The 20,972-nt window shown below is 74.2% G+C and carries 13 protein-coding genes; 8 read left to right on the top strand and 5 right to left on the bottom strand.

Features of this window, described 5'->3' with window-relative positions:
* Positions 1-1,875 carry a non-ribosomal peptide synthetase gene (locus tag QRN89_RS02005; protein ID WP_290347599.1) on the top strand — a complete coding sequence of 625 codons (1,875 nt, stop codon included), beginning with the start codon at positions 1-3 and terminating at the stop codon, positions 1,873-1,875.
* Complete coding sequence (locus tag QRN89_RS02000; protein ID WP_290347598.1) at positions 1,865-4,993, top strand: condensation domain-containing protein; 3,129 nt, start codon at positions 1,865-1,867, stop codon at positions 4,991-4,993. The genes QRN89_RS02005 and QRN89_RS02000 overlap by 11 nt, the downstream gene beginning before the upstream one ends.
* Before the next feature lie 132 nt (positions 4,994-5,125).
* Here the strand turns inward: QRN89_RS02000 and QRN89_RS01995 are convergent, their stop codons facing one another.
* Positions 5,126-7,240, bottom strand: a complete 2,115-nt coding sequence (locus tag QRN89_RS01995) for a SpoIIE family protein phosphatase (RefSeq protein ID WP_290347597.1) — start codon at positions 7,238-7,240, stop codon at positions 5,126-5,128.
* Positions 7,241-8,510: 1,270 nt separating this feature from the next.
* Here QRN89_RS01995 and QRN89_RS01990 point away from each other — a divergent pair.
* Positions 8,511-9,335 carry an LLM class F420-dependent oxidoreductase gene (locus QRN89_RS01990; protein WP_290347596.1) on the top strand — a complete coding sequence of 275 codons (825 nt, stop codon included), beginning with the start codon at positions 8,511-8,513 and terminating at the stop codon, positions 9,333-9,335.
* A 12-nt stretch (positions 9,336-9,347) separates the two neighbouring features.
* The gene (locus QRN89_RS01985; RefSeq protein ID WP_290347595.1) at positions 9,348-9,776 is read left to right on the top strand and encodes a TIGR03668 family PPOX class F420-dependent oxidoreductase; all 429 of its coding nucleotides are present in this window, start codon (positions 9,348-9,350) and stop codon (positions 9,774-9,776) included.
* Positions 9,777-9,892: 116 nt separating this feature from the next.
* Here the strand turns inward: QRN89_RS01985 and QRN89_RS01980 are convergent, their stop codons facing one another.
* Positions 9,893-10,516: a FadR/GntR family transcriptional regulator gene (locus QRN89_RS01980; RefSeq protein WP_290347594.1), complete on the bottom strand. Its 624-nt coding sequence runs from the start codon at positions 10,514-10,516 to the stop codon at positions 9,893-9,895.
* 131 nt (positions 10,517-10,647) lie between these two features.
* A complete protein-coding gene (gene sbnA, locus QRN89_RS01975) occupies positions 10,648-11,637 on the bottom strand; it encodes a 2,3-diaminopropionate biosynthesis protein SbnA (RefSeq protein ID WP_290347593.1) in 990 nt (329 codons plus the stop codon).
* A 722-nt stretch (positions 11,638-12,359) separates the two neighbouring features.
* Here sbnA and QRN89_RS01970 point away from each other — a divergent pair.
* The 4 genes from QRN89_RS01970 (at position 12,360) to QRN89_RS01955 (ending at position 18,824) form a co-directional block, all read left to right on the top strand.
* Positions 12,360-14,873: a non-ribosomal peptide synthetase gene (locus QRN89_RS01970; RefSeq protein ID WP_356948601.1), complete on the top strand. Its 2,514-nt coding sequence runs from the start codon at positions 12,360-12,362 to the stop codon at positions 14,871-14,873.
* A 67-nt stretch (positions 14,874-14,940) separates the two neighbouring features.
* Complete coding sequence (locus tag QRN89_RS01965) at positions 14,941-15,948, top strand: TauD/TfdA family dioxygenase (protein ID WP_290347592.1); 1,008 nt, start codon at positions 14,941-14,943, stop codon at positions 15,946-15,948.
* Between the two features lie 101 nt (positions 15,949-16,049).
* A complete protein-coding gene (gene sbnB / locus QRN89_RS01960; protein ID WP_290347591.1) occupies positions 16,050-17,087 on the top strand; it encodes a 2,3-diaminopropionate biosynthesis protein SbnB in 1,038 nt (345 codons plus the stop codon).
* 381 nt (positions 17,088-17,468) lie between these two features.
* The gene (locus QRN89_RS01955; protein ID WP_390702580.1) at positions 17,469-18,824 is read left to right on the top strand and encodes a PP2C family protein-serine/threonine phosphatase; all 1,356 of its coding nucleotides are present in this window, start codon (positions 17,469-17,471) and stop codon (positions 18,822-18,824) included.
* A gap of 85 nt (positions 18,825-18,909) precedes the next feature.
* Here QRN89_RS01955 and QRN89_RS01950 read toward each other — a convergent pair whose 3' ends face one another.
* Positions 18,910-19,671, bottom strand: coding sequence for a metallophosphoesterase family protein (locus QRN89_RS01950; RefSeq protein ID WP_290347590.1), 762 nt, complete (start codon positions 19,669-19,671; stop codon positions 18,910-18,912).
* A gap of 371 nt (positions 19,672-20,042) precedes the next feature.
* Positions 20,043-20,804, bottom strand: a complete 762-nt coding sequence (locus tag QRN89_RS01945; protein ID WP_290347589.1) for a hypothetical protein — start codon at positions 20,802-20,804, stop codon at positions 20,043-20,045.
* Between the last annotated feature and the right edge of the window lie 168 nt (positions 20,805-20,972).

Genomic DNA, 20,972 nt, shown 5'->3' with positions numbered 1-20,972 from the left:
ATGCCGCACAGCACCCCGCAGCCCCTCGACACCACGACGGACCTGCCCGGGCTCGCGGAGCCCGGCGCCGGAACGCCGTCGCCCGCCCGGCGGACCGGCCTGCCCGCGCTCGTCGCCCGGCACGCCGAGCTCACCCCCGACGCCCTGGCCGTCGTCGACGGCGACACCACCCTCACCTACGGCCGGCTCGTCGCGGAGGGCCGCGCACTCGCCGGGCGCCTGCGCGACCACGGGGTGGCCCGCGGCGACCGGGTCGCGCTGCTCACCACCCGCTCGGCCCGTACGGTCGTGGCACAGCTCGCGCTGTGGTGGGCCGGAGCCGTGTGCGTACCGCTCGACCCCGCCCAACCGCGGCCCCGTACCGAGGCGATGACCGCCGACGCCGGGGTGACCCTCACGGTCGGCGACGCCAAGCTGCTGGACGCCGCCGCGTTCGCCGGCCCCGTCCTCGCCCTGCCCGAGGAACCGCTGGCCGGCGGCGGCCTCCCGGAGGACGTCGATCCGGACAGCGCGGCGTTCATCATGTTCACCTCCGGATCCACCGGACGCCCCAAGGGCGTCGCCGTCCCGCACGGCGCGATCGCCGAACTGGTCACCGCACCGGACTACGTCACCGTCGACGCCCGGGACCGCGTCCTGTTCCACTCGCCCATGACGTTCGACGCCTCCACGTTCGAGGTCTGGGCGGCCCTGGCCAACGGCGCCGCCGTCGTCGTGTGCACCGTGGAACGCCCGTCCCTGGAGGACCTGGCGCGGCACGTCGAACGCCACGGTGTGACGGTGGCGTTCTTCACCACCGCCCTCTTCCACCAGCTCGCCGCCCGCCGCTCCCGCGTCTTCGCCCAGCTCCGCTCGGTCGTGGTGGGCGGCGAGGCCCTCGCAGCCGCCCAGGCTCGCGAAGTGCTGGCCGCCTTCCCGTGGCTGGAACTGGTCAACGGCTACGGACCGACCGAGACGACCACCTTCGCCACCGCCCACCGGGTCACCCGCGCCGACTGCGACGGGCCGGTACCGATCGGCCGGCCCATCGCCGGCGCGACCGTGCACGTCCTCGCCGCCGACGGCCGGCCGGTCGCCGACGGGGACCGGGGCGAACTGTGGATCGGCGGCAGCAGGCTGGCCCACGGCTACACCGGCCTGCCCGGGCTCACCGCCGAGCGGTTCGTCGACCACCCCGGCACCGGACGGCTCTACCGCACGGGCGACATCGTCTCCCACCGCCCCGACGGGACCCTCGACTTCCACGGCCGCAACGACGACCAGGTGAAGGTGCGCGGCTTCCGCATCGAACCCGGAGAGGTCGAACACGCCCTGCGCGAGCGGCCCGACGTCGACGACGCCGTCGTCACCGTCGACCGGCCGGGCACCCCCGAGGCGCGCCTCGTCGCCTTCGTCGTGCCGGCCCCCGGCCCGGTGCCGCGGCCCGCCGTCCTGCGCGACCGGCTCACCGACGTGCTGCCGGCCCATCTGGTGCCCGACGTCGTCACCGTGGTGGAGCGACTGCCGCTCACCCCGTCCGGCAAGGTCGACCGGCGCGCGCTCGCCGGACTCGCCGGCACGGGCGGCACCGGCCCGTCCGGCCCGTCCACCGCTCCGCTGACCCCGCTGGAACAGGCCGTCGCCGAGGTGTGGAGCCGGGCGCTGGGGACCGAGGTCACCCGCGCCGACACGGACTTCCTCGCCCTCGGCGGACACTCGCTGCTCGCCCTCGCCGTCACCGACGACCTGCGTGAGGAGCTCGGCGTCGAGCTCGCCCTGGCCGACTTCTTCACGGCGCCGACCGTCGCCGGTCAGGCCGCACTCGTCGAGCGCGCCCTGCTGGCCGCCCACGGCGACCTCCGTCCCGAGACCCCGGAGCACACCGATGCCCACTGACGCCGACCCCGTGCCGCCTGCCCGGCGGCAGGAACTCCAGCGGGAACTGCTGCGCCGCGCCCGCGCCTCACGGCACACCCCGGCCGCACCCGCCGCCTCCGGTGACGGTGCCCCCGCCGCCGGGGAGAACGGCGACGCACCGGAGGAGACCGCGCGGCCCGGTCGCACGCGCCACGACGCCCCGCCGCGGGACGGCCGAAACCGTGCCCCGCTCTCCCGCGCCCAGCGCCGCATGTGGCTGACGGAACGGCTCGGCGGCTCGGGCGACTCGTACCACGTGCCGTTCGCCACCCGGGTGCGCGGCCCGTTCGACCCGACCGCGCTCGGGGCCGCCCTGACCGGGCTGGTGGGCCGCCACGAGATCCTGCGCACCCGCTACGCACAGCACGACGGAGAGCCCTGCCAGGAAGTGCTCCCGTCCCCGCGGACCGTCCCCGTGCCCGTGGTGGACCTCCCCGGGACGGAGGCCCGGCCGGCGCTGGAGCGGGAGGCCGCCCGCCCGTTCGACCTCTCGGCGGGGGAGACCCTACGGGCGCTGGTCCTCCGCCACGGGCAGCAGGACCACACCGTCCTGCTGACCTTCCATCACATCGCCGTCGACGGCGGCTCGCTGGAGACCGTCGCCGGGGAACTCGCCGCCCTCTACACGGCGGCCGCCGAAGGAACCGGCCGGCACGGCCTCGGCGCACCGCCGCAGTACGCCGACCACGCGCGCCGCGAGCACGCAGGGGCCCCGGGCCTCGAGGCGGACCTGCGCCGCTGGAGCGGACTGCTGGCCGACGCGGCGCCGCCCCGCCTTCCCCGTCGGGGGACGGGCCTGCGGGAGGGGGCAGCGCGGCGCGCGGCCGTCCGCACGGTCCCGCTCGGGCACCGACTGCCCGACGCGCTGCGCGCCCTGGGTGCCGAGCGGCGGGCCACGCTCTTCGCGGTCGCGCTCACCGCGGCGTTCGCCGCGCTGCACCGGCTCACCGGCGACGACGACCTCGTCATCGGAGTGGCCGGCACCCACCGGCGCGGCACCGCCATGCGCGGTCTCGTGGGACTGTGCGTCAACACCCTGCCCGTACGGGTCGACGTCTCCGGGGACCCGTCCTTCGCCGGGCTCCTCGACCGGGTGAGGGACGCGCTGCTGGAGGCCCAGCGCCACCGGCACATCCCCTTCGACCTCGTCCTCGAACGCCTCGGTGCCGGAGCGCGGGGCACGGACGGCACCGCGCTCGTCCGCGTCACCTCCGACGTGCTCGGCGAGCCCACGGTGCTGCGGCTTCCCGGGACTTCGGCGGAGTACGTCGACGTGCCGGCCACCGGCGCGAAGTTCGACCTGTCCTACGGGCTGGGGCTGGGCGACCCGGCGGAACCGGTGGCGCTCGTCCAGTACGACCGCGCCGCGCTCGACGACAGCGTGGCGGAGGCGACGGCCCGGCACTACGCGGCGCTGCTCGGCACGGCGGCGGCCGCCCCGGACCTCCCGCTGAGCAGGCTGCCCGCGCCCGGCACGGACCTCGGCCCCGGCAGCGGCGCCACCGGCGACGCCCCGGCCGAGCAGGTCGCCGTGACCGGGCGCCACGCCGCGGCCGCCCACGCCCCCGCCCCCGCCCCAGGCGGTACTGGTACCGGCGCCGGCCCGGACGATCCCCGCGAGCACCCGGCCGTCCGGGCCCTGCGCGCCCACCCGCGCGTCGACGACGCCACGGTGGTCCACCCCGCCGAAGGACCGCCGCTGGCCTTCGCCGTGCTGCGGGGCGGCCTCGGCCCCGCGCGTGCCGAACTGCTGGGCCTGCTCCGGCGATCGCTCGCCCCCGAGTCCGTACCCGCCACCGTCACCCTGCTCGACGCGCTGCCGCGCGCGGCCGACGGCACGGTCGACCGGAGCCGGCTGCCCGGGCTCCCGGCCCCGAGCGCCCCGTCCGGCCCACGGGCCGAGGCCGTCACCGAGGGCTTCACCGCGCTCCTCGGACTCGTCCCGTCGCCGGACGACGACTTCTTCGCCCTCGGCGGGCACTCCCTGGTCGCGGTGCAGCTCGCCGAGCGGCTGCGCACCGGGCTCGCACTGCCGCTGACGGGACTCGACGTGCTCCAGGCCCGCACACCCCGGGCGCTCACCGCCCTGCTCGACGGACGGGCGGCCGAGCAGACCGCCGCGAAGGCCGAGGCGGCGGCGAAGTCCGCGACCCGGCCGGGCCGACCGCGCGGCGCACGGGCCGGTACGGTGCTGGTGACCGGGGCGACCGGCGGCGTGGGCGCGTTCGTCCTGCGGGAACTGGCCGCCCGGGGGCGCCCCGTGCTGGCCCTGGCCCGGCCCGAGTCGGCGCACCTGCTCGCCGCGGAGGGCGTGGACGTCGTCGAGGGCGACCTCACCGATCCGGACGGACTGCGGGACGCCGTCGGGAGTGCGGACGCGATCGTCCACGCGGCCAGCACCTTCACCCGTCCGGAGGTGGACCTCGCGGCGATGGAGGCCATGACGGCGGCCTGGCGGCGCGGGCCGTTCGTCTTCGTCAGCAGCGTCGACGCCTACGGCCGGCCCGAAGGGGAACGGGTCGCCGAGGAGTCGCCGTCGTACGGGCCGCTGAGCCCGTACGGGAAGGCCAAGCTCGACTGCGAGGCCATGCTGCTGCGGGCGGCCGGCACCGAGGGGCGCGGGGGAGCGGGCGCGGTGCGCTCGCCGATCGTCTGGGGCGCGCACGACCGGCTCCGAGAGCAGCTCCGCTGGGGTGCCATCGGCCGGCTCTACCAGGCCGCCCGCGACGGCGGCCCGATCGAGCTGCCCCGCCCCGGCACCGGCGGCCACCCCTGGTACGGGGTCGCCTGGGTGCACGCCGCGGCGCTGGCCCGGGCGGTGGCCGACTGCCTCGACCGGCCCGTGCACGGCGTCGCCAACGCCTGCAGCGGGCACGTCTCCTGGCTCGACCTGGCCCGCGATCTCACGGAACTGCTGGGAACCAGCGCCGAGTTCCGCGAGGTCGACGCGACACCCCGCGATCTCGACCACCACTGGCACTACGACAGCGCCCGCCTGGCCGCGCCGCTCCGGGCGCGCCCGGGGGAGGACCGCAGGACGGTACTGGCCGCGATGATCGACGGCATGTCCGACGGCAGGTCCGACGGCGCGGGCTGAACCTGCCGCGGTGCCCGGTGGCCCCACGGCCACCGGGCACCCGCCGTCACCCCTGCGCCCCGGCGCACCGCCGTTCCCGGCAGCACGCCCCGCGCCGGGGCGGTCCGCCGTCACCGGGCGGTGGGTACGAGGTCATCCGCAGGGCGCGTGGAACCGGATGAGCAGCAGCGCGATGTCGTCCACGGGACGGGGGACGTGCCGGATCAGCGCGTCCGCCAGGGCGTCGAGGTCGCCGGGATCGGTGCGCCCGAGGAGTTCGCGCAGCGAGTCGAGCGCGTCGTCCGGATCCACGCCCGGGTCCTCGACGAGCCCGTCGGTGTAGAGAAGCAGCACGCACCCGGGCGTCAGGGAGAAGCCCAGAGTCGGGTAGTCGGCCTCCGGGTCGATGCCCAGGAGCAGACCGGGCGGCACGGTCAGCACGTCCGTGCGGCCGTCGGCGTGCCGCAGCAGCGGCCGGGTGTGCCCGGCGGTGGCCATGCAGAGCTCCTGCCGGGCCAGATCCAGATGGGCGTAGAGACAGCTGGTGAACAGATCGCTGTCGAGGTCGATGAGCAGCCGGTTGGTCCGGCGGAGGACGTCGTCGGGAGGGGCGCCGGCACTGGCGTGGGCGTGGACGGCGGTGCGGACCTGACCCATCAGCGCCGCGGCGTCGATGTTGTGGCCCTGGACGTCGCCGATGGCCGCCGCGGCGGTGGTGTCGTCCAGCCGGATGAGGTCGTAGAAGTCGCCGCCGACGTCGAGGCCCCGCCCAGCGGGCAGATAGCGCGCGGTCACCTCGAGACCGGGCACGCTGGGGAGGCTGTGGGGCAGCAGCGCGGCCTGGAGGCGGCGGGCGACGTCGTGCTTGGTGTCGTACAGCCGGGCCCGCTCCAGGGCCTGGCCGATCAGCCCCGCGAGTGAGGTGAGCACGGCACGCTCGGTGGGCGGGAACCGCTTGTGCCGCTCGTACGCCAGTACCAGCGACCCGATCGGCCGGCCGGACGCGATGAGCGGCAGGACCGCCCAGGACCCCAGGCCGTCCTGGCGGACGGCCTGGGGATGGGCGCTCCGGAGCTCCTCGAAGTCGCCGAAGAAGCCCGCCTCGCCGGTGAGCATGGCGCGGGCGGCGGGCGTGTCCGGTGTCAGGGGGGTGTCGTCGAAGCGCTCCACGAGGGCGTCGCTGTAGCCGCGGTGGCCGAGGACCCGCAGCCGGTCGTCCTCGGCGGCCAGCAGCGCCATGGCCTGCGCACCGAGCGCCGGAATGAGCTGGTCGGCGGTCTGCTCGACCACGTCCTTGACCCCGGCGGCCTCGGTGAGCGTGGCGGCCAGGTGCATCAGGTGGTAGAGCACGGTGGCACGGCTGGGACCGGCGGGCGGCGCGGAACCGGGCTCGGGCGTCCTCGGGCCGTGGTCGCCGGGGGTGATGCGGACGCTGATGCCGGAGGCGTCCGGGTACAGCTCGAACGTGAGCCAGGTGTCCGGCGGGCGCAGCACGGCGAACGAGGTGGGCAACTTGCTGACCAGGGCCGACCGGTAGCGGTCCTCGACCTCGGGCACGTCCGTCCACGGCAGCGCCTCCCACGGCAGGGCGCCGAGGAGATCCTCCGGGTCGGCGCCGCACAGGGCGGCGGCTTCCGGAGTGATGAACGTGATCCGGCCGTTCAGGTCCAGGGCACAGGACCCTCCCGGCAGCCGGTCGACGAACGCGGCCAGCGCCTCGGGCGGCCCCAGCGCACGGTCCGGTTCCGGGGTCAGGGTGCGGGGCCGTTCGCACGGCACCAGCTCGCCCGCCTCCGCCGCCAACCGCAGGGCGCGGCCCAGCCGACGGCAGGACGCCTCGACGACCGCGCGCTCCTCGGCGCCGAGCTGCGCCGGATGCGAGCCCGGCCAGAGCAGCACCAGTCCGCCCCGCAGGATGCCGCCGTCCGTCACCGGCGCCGCCGCCAGCACGAAGTCGTAGGGCAGCACGAGCGACGGCCTCGGGTAACGCCGCGCCAGTTCCTCCGTGCCACCGACCCACACCAGGCGCCCTTCCCGCACGGCGTCCGCCACGGGAAGCGGATCCGTCAGCGCCACCCGCGTCCACGGGGCGGCGATATGACGGGGGACACCGGTCAGCACCGCCAGCCACAGGGCGTCCCCGCCGGTGTCGAGCCCGTACAGCATCGAGGCGGAGGCGTGGGCGTCCCGCACGGCGTCCATCAGCGCGGCCTCCACTTCGCGGCCGGCACGCGCGGTGGCCCGCGAACCGGTCGGCTCCCCGCTCATCCGCACTCCTCGGCCGGCGCGTGGCTCGTACGGGTGTGCGTGCGCGGGGGCGTTGGGGGCCTTGTACGGGTGCGGATGGTGCGGACGGGCGGCTTGGGCGTTGGGGTGCTTGTACGGGTGCGGGTGTGCGCCTGGGGCGCTGTGGGGCTCGTGCGGGTGCGGGTGTGCGCCTGGGGCGCCGCGGGCCTCGTGCGGGTGCGGGGGTGCGAGTCGCTCGCCTCAGGTCTCGTGCGGGTACGGGCGTGCCGAGGGCAGTTCCGGGGGCAGTCCCGGGGTGCGCACGGACCGCCCGGGCACCGGGTCCCGTACAGGGCCTCGTCCCCCATGGGCCGTGGCACGTCGATGTCCGGGGCCGGACCCCGCGTCGTGCCGGGTGCCGGCGTTCCGGGGCGGTACGCCGACAGGACCGTCCGGCGGTGCGCGGCTCCGCGACGCCGGCGGTCGCGCGGCACGACCGGGATGTGGCGGTCCCACCGAGCATCGCCCATATGCGGACCATAAGCCCGGCCGCTGCCGACGACACCCGGGCGGCTCCCGGCACTCCCGGCGCGGGACGGCGGCCGGCCGCCCGGCGTCACGACGCGACGCCGCGCCGTGATCGCCGACGGACAGGGTGGCCGGTGGTCCGCTCCCCGCCCGGTCCGAGTGGGGCGGCCGCAGGGATGGCCGCTGGTCGGCTTCCCGGCCCGTGAGCGCGTACCAGGTAGGGATGGCCCGGTGGTCCGCTTCCCGGGCCTCGGCGAGGCGGCCGGGCAGGGATGGCCGGTGGTCCGCTTCCCGCCCGTGATCGCGGACCGGGCGGGGACGGCCCGGTGGTCGGCTTCCCGCCCGTGATCGCGGACCGGGCGGGAGAATGGCCGTGGTCCGCGGACCGGCCTCGGTGGGGCGGCCCGACGGCCGTGGCGCGGTCCGGCCCGGCCGAGTTCCGGCCGGCACGTTCCGGGCCCGGGCTTGCGGGTGCCCGCGAGGGCGGCTTGGGCCCGGCCCGGCCGACGGTCCTCTCCCGCGTTGCCGGGGCGCGGCCCGGCCGCCTGCCGCCCGCCCCCATCGTCGCCGCCGGGGCTCGGCACGGGCCGGCCGACCGGCTCCGACGCGTCGGCCGGCCGATGCCGCTTCCGGACCCGCCGCGGTCCCGGCGCGCGCGTCGTCCCCTGGCTCCCTGGGACAATGGACCGCGCGTCGTGTGCGCTGCGCCGGGGCCGGGCCCCGGACGCCGCCGCAGACGCGACGCCGACCCGCCCACTCCCGTACTCGACCCCGAGGAGCGGTTGTGAAATTCGGAGTCTCGACCTTCATCACCGACGAGGGCATCCGCCCGGCACCGCTGGGAAGGGCACTCGAAGAGCGTGGGTTCGACTCGTTGTTCGTCGCCGAGCACTCGCACATCCCGGTCTCCCGCAGGACCCCGTACCCCGGCGGCGGTGAACTGCCGGACATGTACTACCGCACGCTCGACCCCTTCGTCGCCCTGTCCGTGATCGCCGCGGTGACCCGGCGCCTGCTGCCGGCCACCGGCATCGCGCTCGTCCCGCAGCGCGACCCGATCACCACGGCCAAGGAAGTGGCCTCGCTCGACCTGGTCTCCGACGGGCGCGTGATCTTCGGAGTGGGAGTCGGCTGGAACCGTGAGGAGATGACGAACCACGGCACCGACCCCGCCACCCGCGGCCGCCTCACGGACGAGCGGCTGTTGGCCATGCGGGAGCTGTGGACCGCCGAGAAGGCCGAGTTCCACGGCGAGTTCGTGGACTTCGACCCCGTGTACGCCTGGCCCAAGCCGGTGCAGCGCCCCCATCCGCCGATCTACGTCGGCGGCGGCGAAGGCGCGTTCCGCAGGGTCGCCGCGCTCGGTGACGCCTGGCTCGCCAACAGCGTGCCACCCGAGCAACTCGGCCCGCAGATCGAACGGTTGCGGACCACCGCCGGCCGGGACGTGCCCGTCACGGTGTACGCCGTCCCGGACGACCCCGAGCAGATCGAGGGATACATCCGGCTCGGTGTCGAACGCGTGCTGTTCTACCTCCCGACGGTGCCGGAGCCGGAGACCACGGCGCATCTGGACCGGCTGGCCCAGGTCGCCTCACGGTTCCGCTGAGGCGGCCGCGCGATGCCCGCCCTGACCGACGCCGAGGCGCGCGAGCGGTTCGCGGCGGCACGCGTGGCCCGTCTCGCCACGGCCGGCACGACGGCCCGCCCGCACCTGGTCCCCGTCGTCTTCGCGCTGGACGGGGACACGGTGCTGATGGCCGTGGACCACAAGCCGAAGCGCACGACGCGGCTCAGGCGCATGGCCGAAATCGAGGCGAACCCGGCGGTCTGTCTCCTCGCGGACCACTACGAGGAGGACTGGGACCGGCTGTGGTGGGTCCGCGCCGACGGCGAGGCGCGTGTGCTCCCCGGGGCGGCCGGGTCTCCCGAGGCCGAACGCTGCACCGCGCTGCTGGCGGCGAAGTACGAGCAGTACACCGGGCGGCCTCCCGCCGGCCCCGTGATCCTGGTCGAGGTCGTGCGGTGGAGCGGCTGGCGCGCCTCGTGAGCACCCGTGCTGCCCGCCGGCGGGCCGGGCGACGACCCCGTGCCCCGGGGCGCCAGGTGTGTGACGCCGCGGCCGCGACGCGTACGGCTTCCCGTGACTCCGGAGAGCCTCCCGCGTCAGTGAGCCGCGTCGAGGTCCACGTCCAGGACCTCCGCCTCCGTCCAGAACCGGTCGTCCGCGTCCTGCAGTCGCGACGCGGCGTGCTTCAGGTGCAGCCGTGCGGCATCGCGGGCGGCGTCGGCGTCGCGCGCCTCGATGGCGGCCAGGATCGCGTGGTGCTCCTGCCGCACCTCTTCGATGAAGTCGCCGCGCCGTGCCTCGTTCGCCCGGGTGACGCGGATGCCGCCGCGCAGCACCTCGCCGAGGTACCGCACCGTGGAGACCATGACCGCGTTCCCGATGGACTCCGCGATCGACCGGTGGAACGCGAGGTCCTCGTCCACGCCGTCACCGCCGGCGGCGACCGCCGCGTCGATCGCGTCCAGGGCCTGCCGCATCCGGGCCAGGCCGCCCGGGGTGGCGCGCGAGGCCGCGAGGTACGCCGCCTCGCCCTCCAGCGGTCGGCGTACCTCCACGATCTGCAGCACCTTGGCCTTGGTGTCCTCGACGGGCTCGGCATCGAGGTCGAGGGGGCGGGTACGCCGGGGCCTGACGAACACGCACCGGCCCTGCCGGGGTTCGACCAGGCCGGCGTTGCGCAGCCGCGACACGGAGGTATGGCGCACTGTGGTGTCGGTCACATTCTCCGAGTCCTGGAGGTCCGCAGTCCGGGGTCGCGCTCGACGGTCTTTCGTCGCGCGTGCGTTCTCGCCGCGCCGCGCCCGTGGCCGGAGAGCGGACCTTCACGCGGGCCGCGCCGCCGGGACGGAGGTCAGACCGCGGGGGAGGGGGAGGGGACGGTCGCGGCCGGTCGGGTGAGTACGTGCTCGCCGTAGAGATCGTGGACCCAGTTGGCCTGGTAGATCGTCTCCAGGTACCGCTCGCCCAGGTCGGGTGCGATGGCCACCGCCGTGACGTTCTCGTCGCCGTGCGCGGCGAGCCATCTCGTGGCGCCGCTGACGACGGTGCCGGTGGAGCCGCCGAAGAGGAATCCGCGCCGGGCCAGCCGATGGCACGCACGGATGGTGTCGGCCTCGGGGACGTGGACGACCTCGTCCACGTACGAGGTGTCCAGCAGGGGCGGTCGGACACTGGTGCCGAGCCCGGGGATCATCCGCCGGCCGGGAGCGTCGCCGAAGGTGACGGAACCGGCGCTGTCCACGGCCACGATGCGCACGGGGCGGTGCCACTCGCGGAAGTAGCGTGCGCAGCCCATGAGTGTCCCGGTGGTGCCCGCGCCGACGAACAGCACGTCGAGGTCGGGGAACTGGCGGGCGATGGCCGGGGCGGTCCTGCGGTAGTGGGCCATTCCGTTGTGCGGGTTCGTGTACTGGTTCAGCCATACGTAGCGGTCGTCCGAGGCGCACAGCGCCCGCACGTGGTCGATGCGCGCCCCGAGGAAGCCGCCCTCGCCGGGTTCGGTGACGGTGTGCACCTCGGCGCCCAGGGCCTCCATCAGCAGTCGGGTGGACAGGTTGCACCGTGGATCCGTCACGCACAGGAACCGGTAGCCCTTGCTGGCGGCGATCATGCTCAGCGCCACGCCCAGGTTGCCCGACGAGGACTCGATCAGGACCGAGTCGGGCCGCAGGAGGCCGTCGCGCTCGGCGGCCTCGACCATCTCGGTGGCGGCCTTGAGTTTGATCGAGCCGGCGAAGTTGAACCCCTCGCACTTCAGGAACAGCGGGTGCCCGGAAATCGCCTCGAGGTCGACATAGAGATCGTCTTCGTTGAAGTCCTGGGGGACGGATATGACAGGCACGGCGGCCTCCTGTCAGGGCGTGTGAGGGGTGGGTGGAAAGGCCGTCCGGGCGGCGCCCGAACGCTTCTCCAGTACGCCCGGCCGGAACCCCCGCCGTCATGCCACCGGAATTCGGGGCTTGACAATTGCGCACCTTCTGCAGAGCGTGAGTCTTGGAATATCTGTGCAGGTCACACCCGTGATCGGCTGCTCGGGGGGCATCGGGCGCCGGCGGTACCACCGGATCGGACGGCCTATCCGGACAGGGATGTCCCGTCAAGTACCGAATTCCCGCAGCAGGACAGATCCGCCCTGATCGGGCCTACTGGAGAGCGTTCGGTTCCAGCGGTGCGGCGCATATGCGATCCGCCGCGCGACAGCCCGTGGAGGGCGGTCCGGGAACGAATGATTCCAAGGAAGACGACAGAGCAACCACGCGGATTGCAGGTGTGCGACCCATGAATTCGTGGTTCCGCGACCGGGGCGCCCCGGGGAAGCACCCGGCCGGCGTCACGCAACGTGACCGTGTGACGGTCCACCGCGAAGTTCCCCCTAACGCACGGTGGGGCGGCAACCCGGCCCGGGAAGTACGGGACCACAGGGCCCTCCACCCCGAGGGCCCGCACCACGCCGCCCGTCACACCGCGGCACCGGAACACGCCCACTGACGGCCGACCGGCACCGCGACGCCACCGCACATCAGCCGCCACGACACATCACCCGAGCAACCGAGGAAAGACACGATGGACATGCATGAGGACACGGGCCGGGAGTTCTGGCGCGACGCGCTCGGCGCCGGAGGACTGACCACGATCCCGAGGTGGACGACGACGCCCGCGCCGGGGAGCGCGCGGCACGACGTCCAGGTCGCGGACGAGCTCACGCAGGGGCTGCGCCGACTGGCGAAGGAGCTCGGCATTCCGGCCACCTCGCTGGTCCTGGCGGCCCACGCGCATGTGCTGGCGGTGCTGTCGGGTGAGGACGAGGCCGTCACCGGCTGCGTTCCCGCCCCGGGCGCCCGGCCGCTGCCCTGCCGCGTCGCCACCGACGTCCCGTCGTGGCGGAGCCTCGTCACGGCCACCCATGACACCGTGTCACGGCTCACCCGGTACCAGGACTTCCCCGTCGAGGCCCTGCGTCAGCAGCTGGCGATCGCGGGTCCGGTCTCCGAAGCCGAGTTCGATCCCCACGGGGGCGACGGGGACGTCGTCGGTGGGACGGTGCTGCGGCTTTCGGTCGTCAACGGTGCGGACGGGGTGGACGGGGCTGTGGTGCTGCGGCTGCGGTATCGCACCGATGTGCTGGACGGGGAGGCGGCGGGCCGGATCGCGGGCTACCACCTGACCGCGCTCGAGCAGATCGTCTCCGGCCCGGACACGGCCCCGGCCTCCGTGGTCTCCGATGCGGAGGTGGCGTTTCAGGTCGAGGGTCTGGCGGGGCGGCGGCGGGAGTTGCCGGGGTTGCGGGTGCACGAGTTGTTCGAGGAGCGGGTGCGGGCGCATCCGGATGCGGTGGCGGTGGTGGACGCGGGGCGGGAGTGGACGTACGGGGAGTTGAACGGGCGGGCGAACCGGCTGGCGCGGGCGCTGCGGGCGCGTGGTGTGGCGGGGGAGGGTGTGGTGGGGGTGGTGCTGGAGCGCAGTGCCGACTGGCTGGCGTCGGTGCTGGCGGTGTTCAAGGCGGGTGGGGTGTATCTGCCGGTCGAGCCGGGTTTCCCGGCGGGGCGGATCGCGGCGACGCTGGCGCGGGCGGGGTGCCGGCTGGTGCTGACGGAGTCCGGCAGTACGGGCACGCTCGATGAGGCGCTGGTGTCGGTGGGCGGGGTGGAGCGGCTGCTGGTGGAGGTGGCGTACGGCGAGGGGCATGCCGCGGACGATCTGGACGTGCCGGTGGGTGCGGGGCAGTTGGCGTACATCTACTTCACCTCGGGTTCCACGGGTGAGCCGAAGGGGGCGATGTGCGAGCACGCGGGGCTGGTCAATCACCTGTTCGCGAAGATCGAGGATCTGGGGATCGGTGAGGGTGGTGTGGTGGCGCAGGTCGCGCCGCAGTGTTTCGACATCTCGTTGTGGCAGTTGGTGGCGGGCCTGCTGGTGGGTGGGCGGACGGTGGTGGTGGAGCAGGACGCGGTGCTGGATGTTCCGCGGTTCCTGGACACGGTCACGGGTGCCGGGGTGAATGTGCTGCAGGTGGTGCCGTCGTACCTGGAGGCGGTGGTGGCGGCGTTGGAGCACGCGCCGCGGTCGCTGGGCGGGTTGCGGTGTGTGTCGGTGACGGGTGAGGCGTTGAAGCGGGAGCTGGTGGAGCGGTGGTTCGCCGTGCAGCCGGGGATCCGGCTGGTGAACGCCTACGGGCTGACCGAGACGTGTGACGACACCAATCACGAGGTGATGACGTCGGTGCCGGAGCGGGTGCTGCTGGGCCGGCCGGTGGCGAATGTGCATGTGTACGTGGTGGACGAGGGGTTGCGGCCGGTGCCGTTGGGCGCGCCGGGGGAGATCGTGTTCTCCGGGGTGTGTGTGGGGCGTGGGTATGTCAATGATCCGGAGCGGACGGCTGCCGCGTTCGTGGCGGATCCGTTGCGGCCGGGTGAGCGGTTGTATCGCAGCGGGGACCGTGGGCGCTGGGATGTGTCGGGGAAGCTGGAGTTCCTGGGGCGGCGGGACACGCAGGTGAAGATCCGCGGGTTCCGGATCGAGATCGGGGAGATCGAGAACACGCTGCTGCGTCAGGTGGGGGTGCGGGACGGTGCGGTGGTCGCGGTGGCGGGTGGGGCGGGGACGCAGTTGGTGGCGTTCTACACGGCCGCGGGGCCGTTGGAGGCGGGGCAGTTGGCCGCGGGGCTGGGGGCGACGCTGCCGTCGTACATGGTGCCGTCGGTGTTCCACTGGCGGCCGGAGCTGCCGCTGACCGCGAACGGGAAGGTCGACAAGAAGGCCCTGACCGCGCTCGCCGCCACCCTGGACACCTCCACCGGGGACACCGGCAGCGGTGGTGGTGGGGCGCCGGTGACCGCGGCGGAACGGCGGCTGGCGGCGGCCTGGTCGACGGTGCTCGGTGTCCCCGAGGACCGGATCGGGCGGGGCGACCACTTCTTCGACCGCGGCGGCACGTCGCTGTCCGCGGTGAAACTCGCCATCGCCCTCGACCGGGCCGTCACCCTCAAGGACGTCACCCGCCACCCCGTCCTGACCGACCTCGCCGCACTCCTCGACACCAGGAACACCACCGACAACCAACCCGCCCCTGCCTCCTGAACAAGGAGCCGGCCACCGCATCGACGCCGACCACGGATCACCGCAGCAAGGAAAGGACCCCCACACCATGACCTCCCCCGCCCCCACGACCCTGCCCGAGGCGACCGTTCAGCCCGGCAGGCCGCCGATCCTGACCATCGACACCCCTGACGACGCTCCGCAGTGGGGCGCCGCGCACGCTCCCGCGCTGCGCGCCCTCGTCGCCGAGCACGGTGCGATCCTCGTCCGCGGACTGGGACTGCGCGACGCGGACCAGGTCGGCGCGGTGTTCCGCCACCTCGCCGGCGGCCCCCTCATGCCCGACAGGGAGGCGTTCGCCGCGCGGGAGCCGTACGCGGACGGTGTGTACTCCTCCACCGCATGGCCGCCGAACCAGCCGATGTGCATGCACCATGAGCTCAGCTACGCCCTCACCCCTCCCGGCACGATGATGTTCGCGTGCCTGACCGCGCCGGCCTCCGGCGGGGTCACGGGAGTCGCGGACGCGACGGCCGTGCTGGAGGCGCTGCCGTCGGCGATGACGGAGCGGTTCGAACGCGAGGGCTGGCTGCTCACCCGCAGCTACAACGACGAGATCGGCGCCTCCTGGGCCGACGCCTTCGGCACCGGCGACCGGGCCGCCGTCGAGGAGTACTGCCGCGCCAACGCCATCGACGTCGCCTGGCAGAGCGACGGCGGACTGCGCACCCGCCAGCGCCGCAGCGCGGTCGTGCGCCACCCCGTGACCGGAGCGCGCTGCTGGTTCAACCAGATCGCGTTCCTCAACGAATGGACCCTCGCCCCCGAGGTCCGCGAATACCTGATCGACGTCTACGGCGAGGACGGCCTGCCGTTCAACACCCGCTACGGCAACGGCGACCCGGTCGGCGAGGACGTCGTACGGACCCTCAACGAGGTCTACGAGGCCCACACGGCCCGCGAACCCTGGCAGCCCGGCGACCTGATGCTCGTCGACAACATCCGCACCGCCCACAGCCGCGAGCCCTACGACGGCCCCCGCGAGATCCTCGTCGGCATGGCGGACCCGCAGAAGCCCACCGACGCCCCACCGGCGGGCGGAGCGGCCACCCGATGAGCGCCACGCCCCCCGATTCCCCCTCCGTAACGGCCACGTCGAGCCGCGCGGCCACCGCCACCCCACCGCCCACCAGCCGCACCGTCCCCCGGGAGACCCCCATGTCCCAGCCGACCGCAGTGCCGCCGTTCGCCGTGATCCCCGGCGCACAGGTGCACAGCGCACTGCAGCATCGTGAGAAGCAGATCACCGACCTGGTCGAGGCCACCTACCGGCTGCACGCCGCGGGCGATTCGGTGAACCCGCCCTCGTACTTCCTCCGGTTCCCCGACCGCCCCAACTCCCGGATCATCGCGCTGCCGGCCTCCATCGGCGGGCAGGTCCGCGTGGACGGCCTCAAGTGGATCTCCAGCTTCCCCGACAACGTCGCGGCCGGCATCCCCCGGGCCTCGGCCGTACTGATCCTCAACGACCACGACACCGGCTACCCCTTCGCCTGCCTGGAGAGCTCCATCATCAGCGCCACCCGGACCGCCGCGATGGCGGCGCTCGCCGCCGACCGCCTCGCCCGCGCCCGGCCCGAACGTCCGGCGCGGGTGGGGTTCTTCGGCACCGGCCTGATCGCCCGCTACATCCACACCTACCTCGCCGGCACCGGCTGGTCCTTCGACGAGATCGGGGTGCACGACCTGTCGGGCGACAGCGCCACCGGGTTCGCCGGGTATCTCCAGCAGACGGGCACCACCGGCCGCGTCACCGTGCACGAGGACCCCGAGGAGCTCATCCGCTCCAGCGACATGGTCGTCTTCGCCACCATCGCCGCGAAGCCGCACGTCACCGACCCGGCGTGGTTCACCCACAACCCGCTGGTGCTGCACGTCTCCCTGCGGGACCTCGCCCCGGAGATCCTGCTCGCCTCGGCCAACTTCGTCGACGACGTCGAGCACTGCCTCAAGGCCGACACCTCCCCGCACCTGGCCGAGCAGCTCACCGGCAGCCGGGACTTCCTCACCGGCACCCTCGCCGACGCCATGAACGGCACCGTGCAGGTGCCCGACGACCGGCCGGTGGTCTTCTCGCCCTTCGGCCTGGGAGTGCTCGACCTGGCCGTCGGCAAGTACGTGTACGACGAGACGGAACGCGCCGGCCAACTGCACGTCATCGACGACTTCTTCCACGAACTGCGCCGTTACGGCTGAGTCCCGGCCCGCGCGGCCCCGCCGGCTCCGGTGCCCGGCGGGGTCCCGGTCGGCCCGGCCCGTGGAAGCGGGCGCCGAGAGCCGTGGGTGAAGACGTCCGGGCGTGCCGTTCCCGCTGGTACGACCGGGGGGCATGCCGCGTAAGGAGTAATGGGCGGTTCGGGCTGTTCGGCCGTGTCACGCTGGGAGGATTCCGCAGCAGGTCACCCGCGGGACGACGATGCCCGCAGCACGACGAAGGACACCACCTCGTATGAGCCCCGCTCCGACCACCGCCGACGCGGTGCGCAGGCATCCGGTGCCTCAAGCGACTTCGCCGATGCCGGAGCAGGGCCACGGGGCCGGCCGCCCCGGCCGGGTCAGCGTCTCCGAGCCGACGTGATGGACGGGCACGACACACCGCAGCCCGGCTCCGGGCGCCCGCAGCCTCCCGGCAACGACGACGAGGCCGTGCCGGAACTCGGCCGGATCGCGGAGCAGTTCCGCGAGATGGCCCAGGCCAAGGACCGGCTGGAGAGCCTGCTCGACGCCGTGCTCGCCATCAGCCGGGAGGTGGAGCTGCCCGCGGTGCTGCGCCGGATCGTCACCACCGCCATGGACCTGGTGGGCGCCCGCTACGGGGCGCTGGGCGTGCTGCACGAGTCCGGCGGGTATCTGGAGCAGTTCATCACCGCGGGCCTGTCGGAACAGGAGCGTGCCGATCTGGCCGGCATCGACTTCCCCCGCGGCAGGGGCGTCCTCGGCCACCTCATCCACCACCCGCAGCCGCTGCGCGCCAAGGACATCGCCTCCCACCCCTCCTCGGTCGGCTTTCCCCCGGGTCACCCCCACATGCGCACCCTGCTCGGTGTCGCCATCAGCGTCCGCGGCGAGATCTACGGGGACCTCTATCTGTCCGAGCGGCGCGACGGACTGCCCTTCGACGCCCACGACGAGAGCATCGTGATCGCCCTGGCGAGCGCCGCCGGTATCGCCATCGAGAGCGCCCGACTGTTCGAACAGGTCCGTGCCCGGGCCGAGCAGTTCCAGCGGCTCCTGCTGCCGCGGCTGTCCGACCTGAGCCCTTTCGAGGCCGCGGCCGTCTACCGGCCCGCCACCGAACCCAACTCCGTCGGCGGTGACTGGTACGACGCCATCATGCTGCCCGACGGCGCCGTCGCGGTCGTCATCGGCGACGTGGTCGGCCACGACCTGCACGCGGCGGCCGCCATGGCCCAGACGCGCAACATGCTGCGCGCCCTGCTGTTCGACCGGCGCACCCCGCCCAGCGCGGTGCTCGCCCAACTGGACCGCACCCTGCAGGCCATCACCGACAATCCCGTCACCACCACCAGCCTGGCCCGGATCGAGCCCGACGGACCGGCGTGGCGGCTGCACTGGAGCTCGGCGGGCCACTTCCCGCCGCTGCTGGTCACCCCCGACGGACAGGCGCGGTACCTGTACGCCGACCCCGGTGTGCCCCTCGGCGTCGACACGTCCCTGCCCCGTCCCGACCACACCCACCCCCTGCCTCCGGGCGCCACCGTGGTCTTCTTCACCGACGGTCTCGTCGAACACCCCGCCCACCCCGTCGACCACAGCCTCCAAGAGCTCGCCGAACTCGCCGTCGCCCACGCCTCCCTTCCTCTGGGGGAGTACGTCACGACGCTGGCCGACAACCACCCCAGCGACGGCCACGACGACATCGCCCTCCTCGCCCTCCGTACGCCGGCCGCCCCCCGGTCCCCGGCTCCGTAGCGCCCCGATGCCCACCTCGCGGATCACCACGAGGCTCACCTCGCGACTCCGCGCCGGCCGGACCGCGCGCCGCGCCGCCGCCCGATCAGGAGGCGCCGCCCCGGCCGTCGCGTTCGGCGAAGACCGCCAGGGCCTCGGTGTCGGTGGCCCGGGCGCGCAGGTGGTAGTCCGCCCAACGGGCGGCGCCCGGGTAGCCGGAGTCCTCGGTGACCTGCGCGATCGCGGCGTCGATGTCGTAGTCGGTCACCCGGAGTTGGACGCCCGGCCCCAGGAGGGCCCAGTGGGCGCCGGCCCTGCCGTACGGCATGCCCACACTGCCCGGGTTCACGACCAGCCGTCCGTCCGCGAGACGGACGCACGGCATGTGCGTGTGACCGCAGACGACCGTGCGGACATCGCCGTCCAGGCCCGCGAGGACCTCCCGCCAGCGCTCCGGGCGGGAGTCGACGAGCACGACCTCCTCGTCGTCGCGCGGGGTGGCGTGGCAGAACAGGACGTCGCCCAGACCGGACACCGGCAGGCGCAGCGACGCGGGCAACCCGGCCAGGAGGTCCAGCTGGTCGGCGCGCAGCGAACCCGCCGCCCATGCGCCGATGGCATCGCCCGCGAGAGCACTCGTACCGCGCCGGCACGCGACGAGCTCGCGGTCGGCGTTGCCGCTCAACCAGCTCGCACGACCGCCCAGAGAGGTCAGCAGGTCCAGGACCCGCTCCGGCTGGGGTCCGGCGGCGATGTCCCCGGTGAGGACGATGCGGTCGGCGGCCCGTACGTCCGGTTCGGCGAGGACCGCTTCGAGGGCGGGCAAAACTCCGTGGGTGTCGGACAGCACGGCTACTCGGTTCGGCATGCTCACCACGGTGCGACGCAACCACCCCGCGCCGCCGGGCCTTTCGCCCACCGCGTACGCCCCGGGCCCGGTGCCGCCGGACGCAGGCGGGAGGGACCCGCGCGCCGTCCGGTGCGGCCTTCACCGGTACCTCCCGACGAGTGCCGCCGCGCCCGGGAACCTGCGTCGCCCCACGGACCGTGCTCCCCGACGGCCGCACGACGTGGACGGAGTTGCGGTCGGCCCACGGGGTACGTGCTGCTCCGCGTGGAGAGGCACAGGGACGGGTGACAAGGGGCCGGACCGGTCCGTCCGGCCCCCTCCGGGAGGGGCGCCGCAGCCCGCGGCGAACGGGGCGCCGACGCGGGGAACGCTCCCGGCCCGGCGAGGGTTCAGCCGGTCGGGAACTGGTACAGGCCGCGGCCCGCGCGGTGGGCGCGGGAGGTCGCGACCAGCCGGTCGAGGGTGCTGCGCACGGTGTTGATGTTCCCGGAGCTGTCGTCACGGCCGAGCTCCTGGGCCACGTCCCGGGCCCGCAGGGGGGTGTCGGCGCGACGGGACAGCACCGCGATCACCTGCTCGGTCAGGCCCCCGGACTCCGGGGCCGTCTCGACCGGTGCCGCGTTCGCCGCCGACTTCCTCGCCGTGCCCGCGGTCTTCGTCCTCGCCTTCGACTTCACGGACTTGGCCGGTGTGGTGGGGGCCTTCTTCGCCGGTCGGCGCGTGGAAGCGGTGGCGGCGGGCTTCTTCGCCTTGGACTTCGAGGCGCTTGCGCTCTTGCGGGACGTGCGAGGGCGGTCGGACGCGGTTTCCGTCCCGGCCTCGACCGCGGAGTCCGCCGTCGCGTCGTCCTCGGTGACGGCCTCGGTGACGGCTTCCGCTGTCTCCGCTGCGACCTCCGCGACCGGCTCGGCCTGCGGTTCCTCCTCGACAGGGGTCTCGACCACCGGCTGGGCGGCGCGCGGTGCCGGGACCACGGTCGCCGACAGGGCGCTCAGCGCCGCCAGAGCCGCGCGTACCGACTCCAACCGCTCGGAGACCGTGGCGAGTTCCTTCTGCAGTGTGATCTGCTGCTCCTCCAGCTGGGGAAGCTCCGCCTGCAGCGCGGCAGTTGTGGCTTCGATGCTGTGTGTTGCGGTGGGCGTCGATGTCATGGTGCTCTCCTGACGCGGCTGTGCCTGCTGCCGGTGGTGGGAATGTTGTGATGCAGGGTACGCCGTTTGCCCGGAGTTCGGGGCAGGTGGTGTGACACCGCCTGTGCGTTCGAGGGTTCGGAGGAGTGCAGTGGGACCCGAATCCACTGCGGGCGGCACGGTGTTGTG

Source organism: Streptomyces sp. HUAS CB01, from assembly GCF_030406905.1.
Classification (GTDB): Bacteria; Actinomycetota; Actinomycetes; order Streptomycetales; family Streptomycetaceae; genus Streptomyces; species Streptomyces chengbuensis.
Note: the sequence above shows the minus strand (reverse complement) of the source record. Positions and strands in the feature narration are given on the sequence as shown.

What these genes read in the sequence shown, in the direction of transcription:
- QRN89_RS01955 (WP_390702580.1), top strand. Translation starts at nt 17,469, where the DNA reads ATGGACGGGCACGACACACCGCAGCCCGGCTCCGGGCGCCCGCAGCCT.
- QRN89_RS01950 (WP_290347590.1), bottom strand. Translation starts at nt 19,671, where the DNA reads ATGCCGAACCGAGTAGCCGTGCTGTCCGACACCCACGGAGTTTTGCCC.
- QRN89_RS02005 (WP_290347599.1), top strand. Translation starts at nt 1, where the DNA reads ATGCCGCACAGCACCCCGCAGCCCCTCGACACCACGACGGACCTGCCC.
- sbnB (WP_290347591.1), top strand. Translation starts at nt 16,050, where the DNA reads ATGTCCCAGCCGACCGCAGTGCCGCCGTTCGCCGTGATCCCCGGCGCA.
- QRN89_RS01995 (WP_290347597.1), bottom strand. Translation starts at nt 7,240, where the DNA reads ATGAGCGGGGAGCCGACCGGTTCGCGGGCCACCGCGCGTGCCGGCCGC.
- QRN89_RS02000 (WP_290347598.1), top strand. Translation starts at nt 1,865, where the DNA reads ATGCCCACTGACGCCGACCCCGTGCCGCCTGCCCGGCGGCAGGAACTC.
- QRN89_RS01970 (WP_356948601.1), top strand. Translation starts at nt 12,360, where the DNA reads ATGGACATGCATGAGGACACGGGCCGGGAGTTCTGGCGCGACGCGCTC.
- QRN89_RS01965 (WP_290347592.1), top strand. Translation starts at nt 14,941, where the DNA reads ATGACCTCCCCCGCCCCCACGACCCTGCCCGAGGCGACCGTTCAGCCC.
- QRN89_RS01985 (WP_290347595.1), top strand. Translation starts at nt 9,348, where the DNA reads ATGCCCGCCCTGACCGACGCCGAGGCGCGCGAGCGGTTCGCGGCGGCA.
- QRN89_RS01945 (WP_290347589.1), bottom strand. Translation starts at nt 20,804, where the DNA reads ATGACATCGACGCCCACCGCAACACACAGCATCGAAGCCACAACTGCC.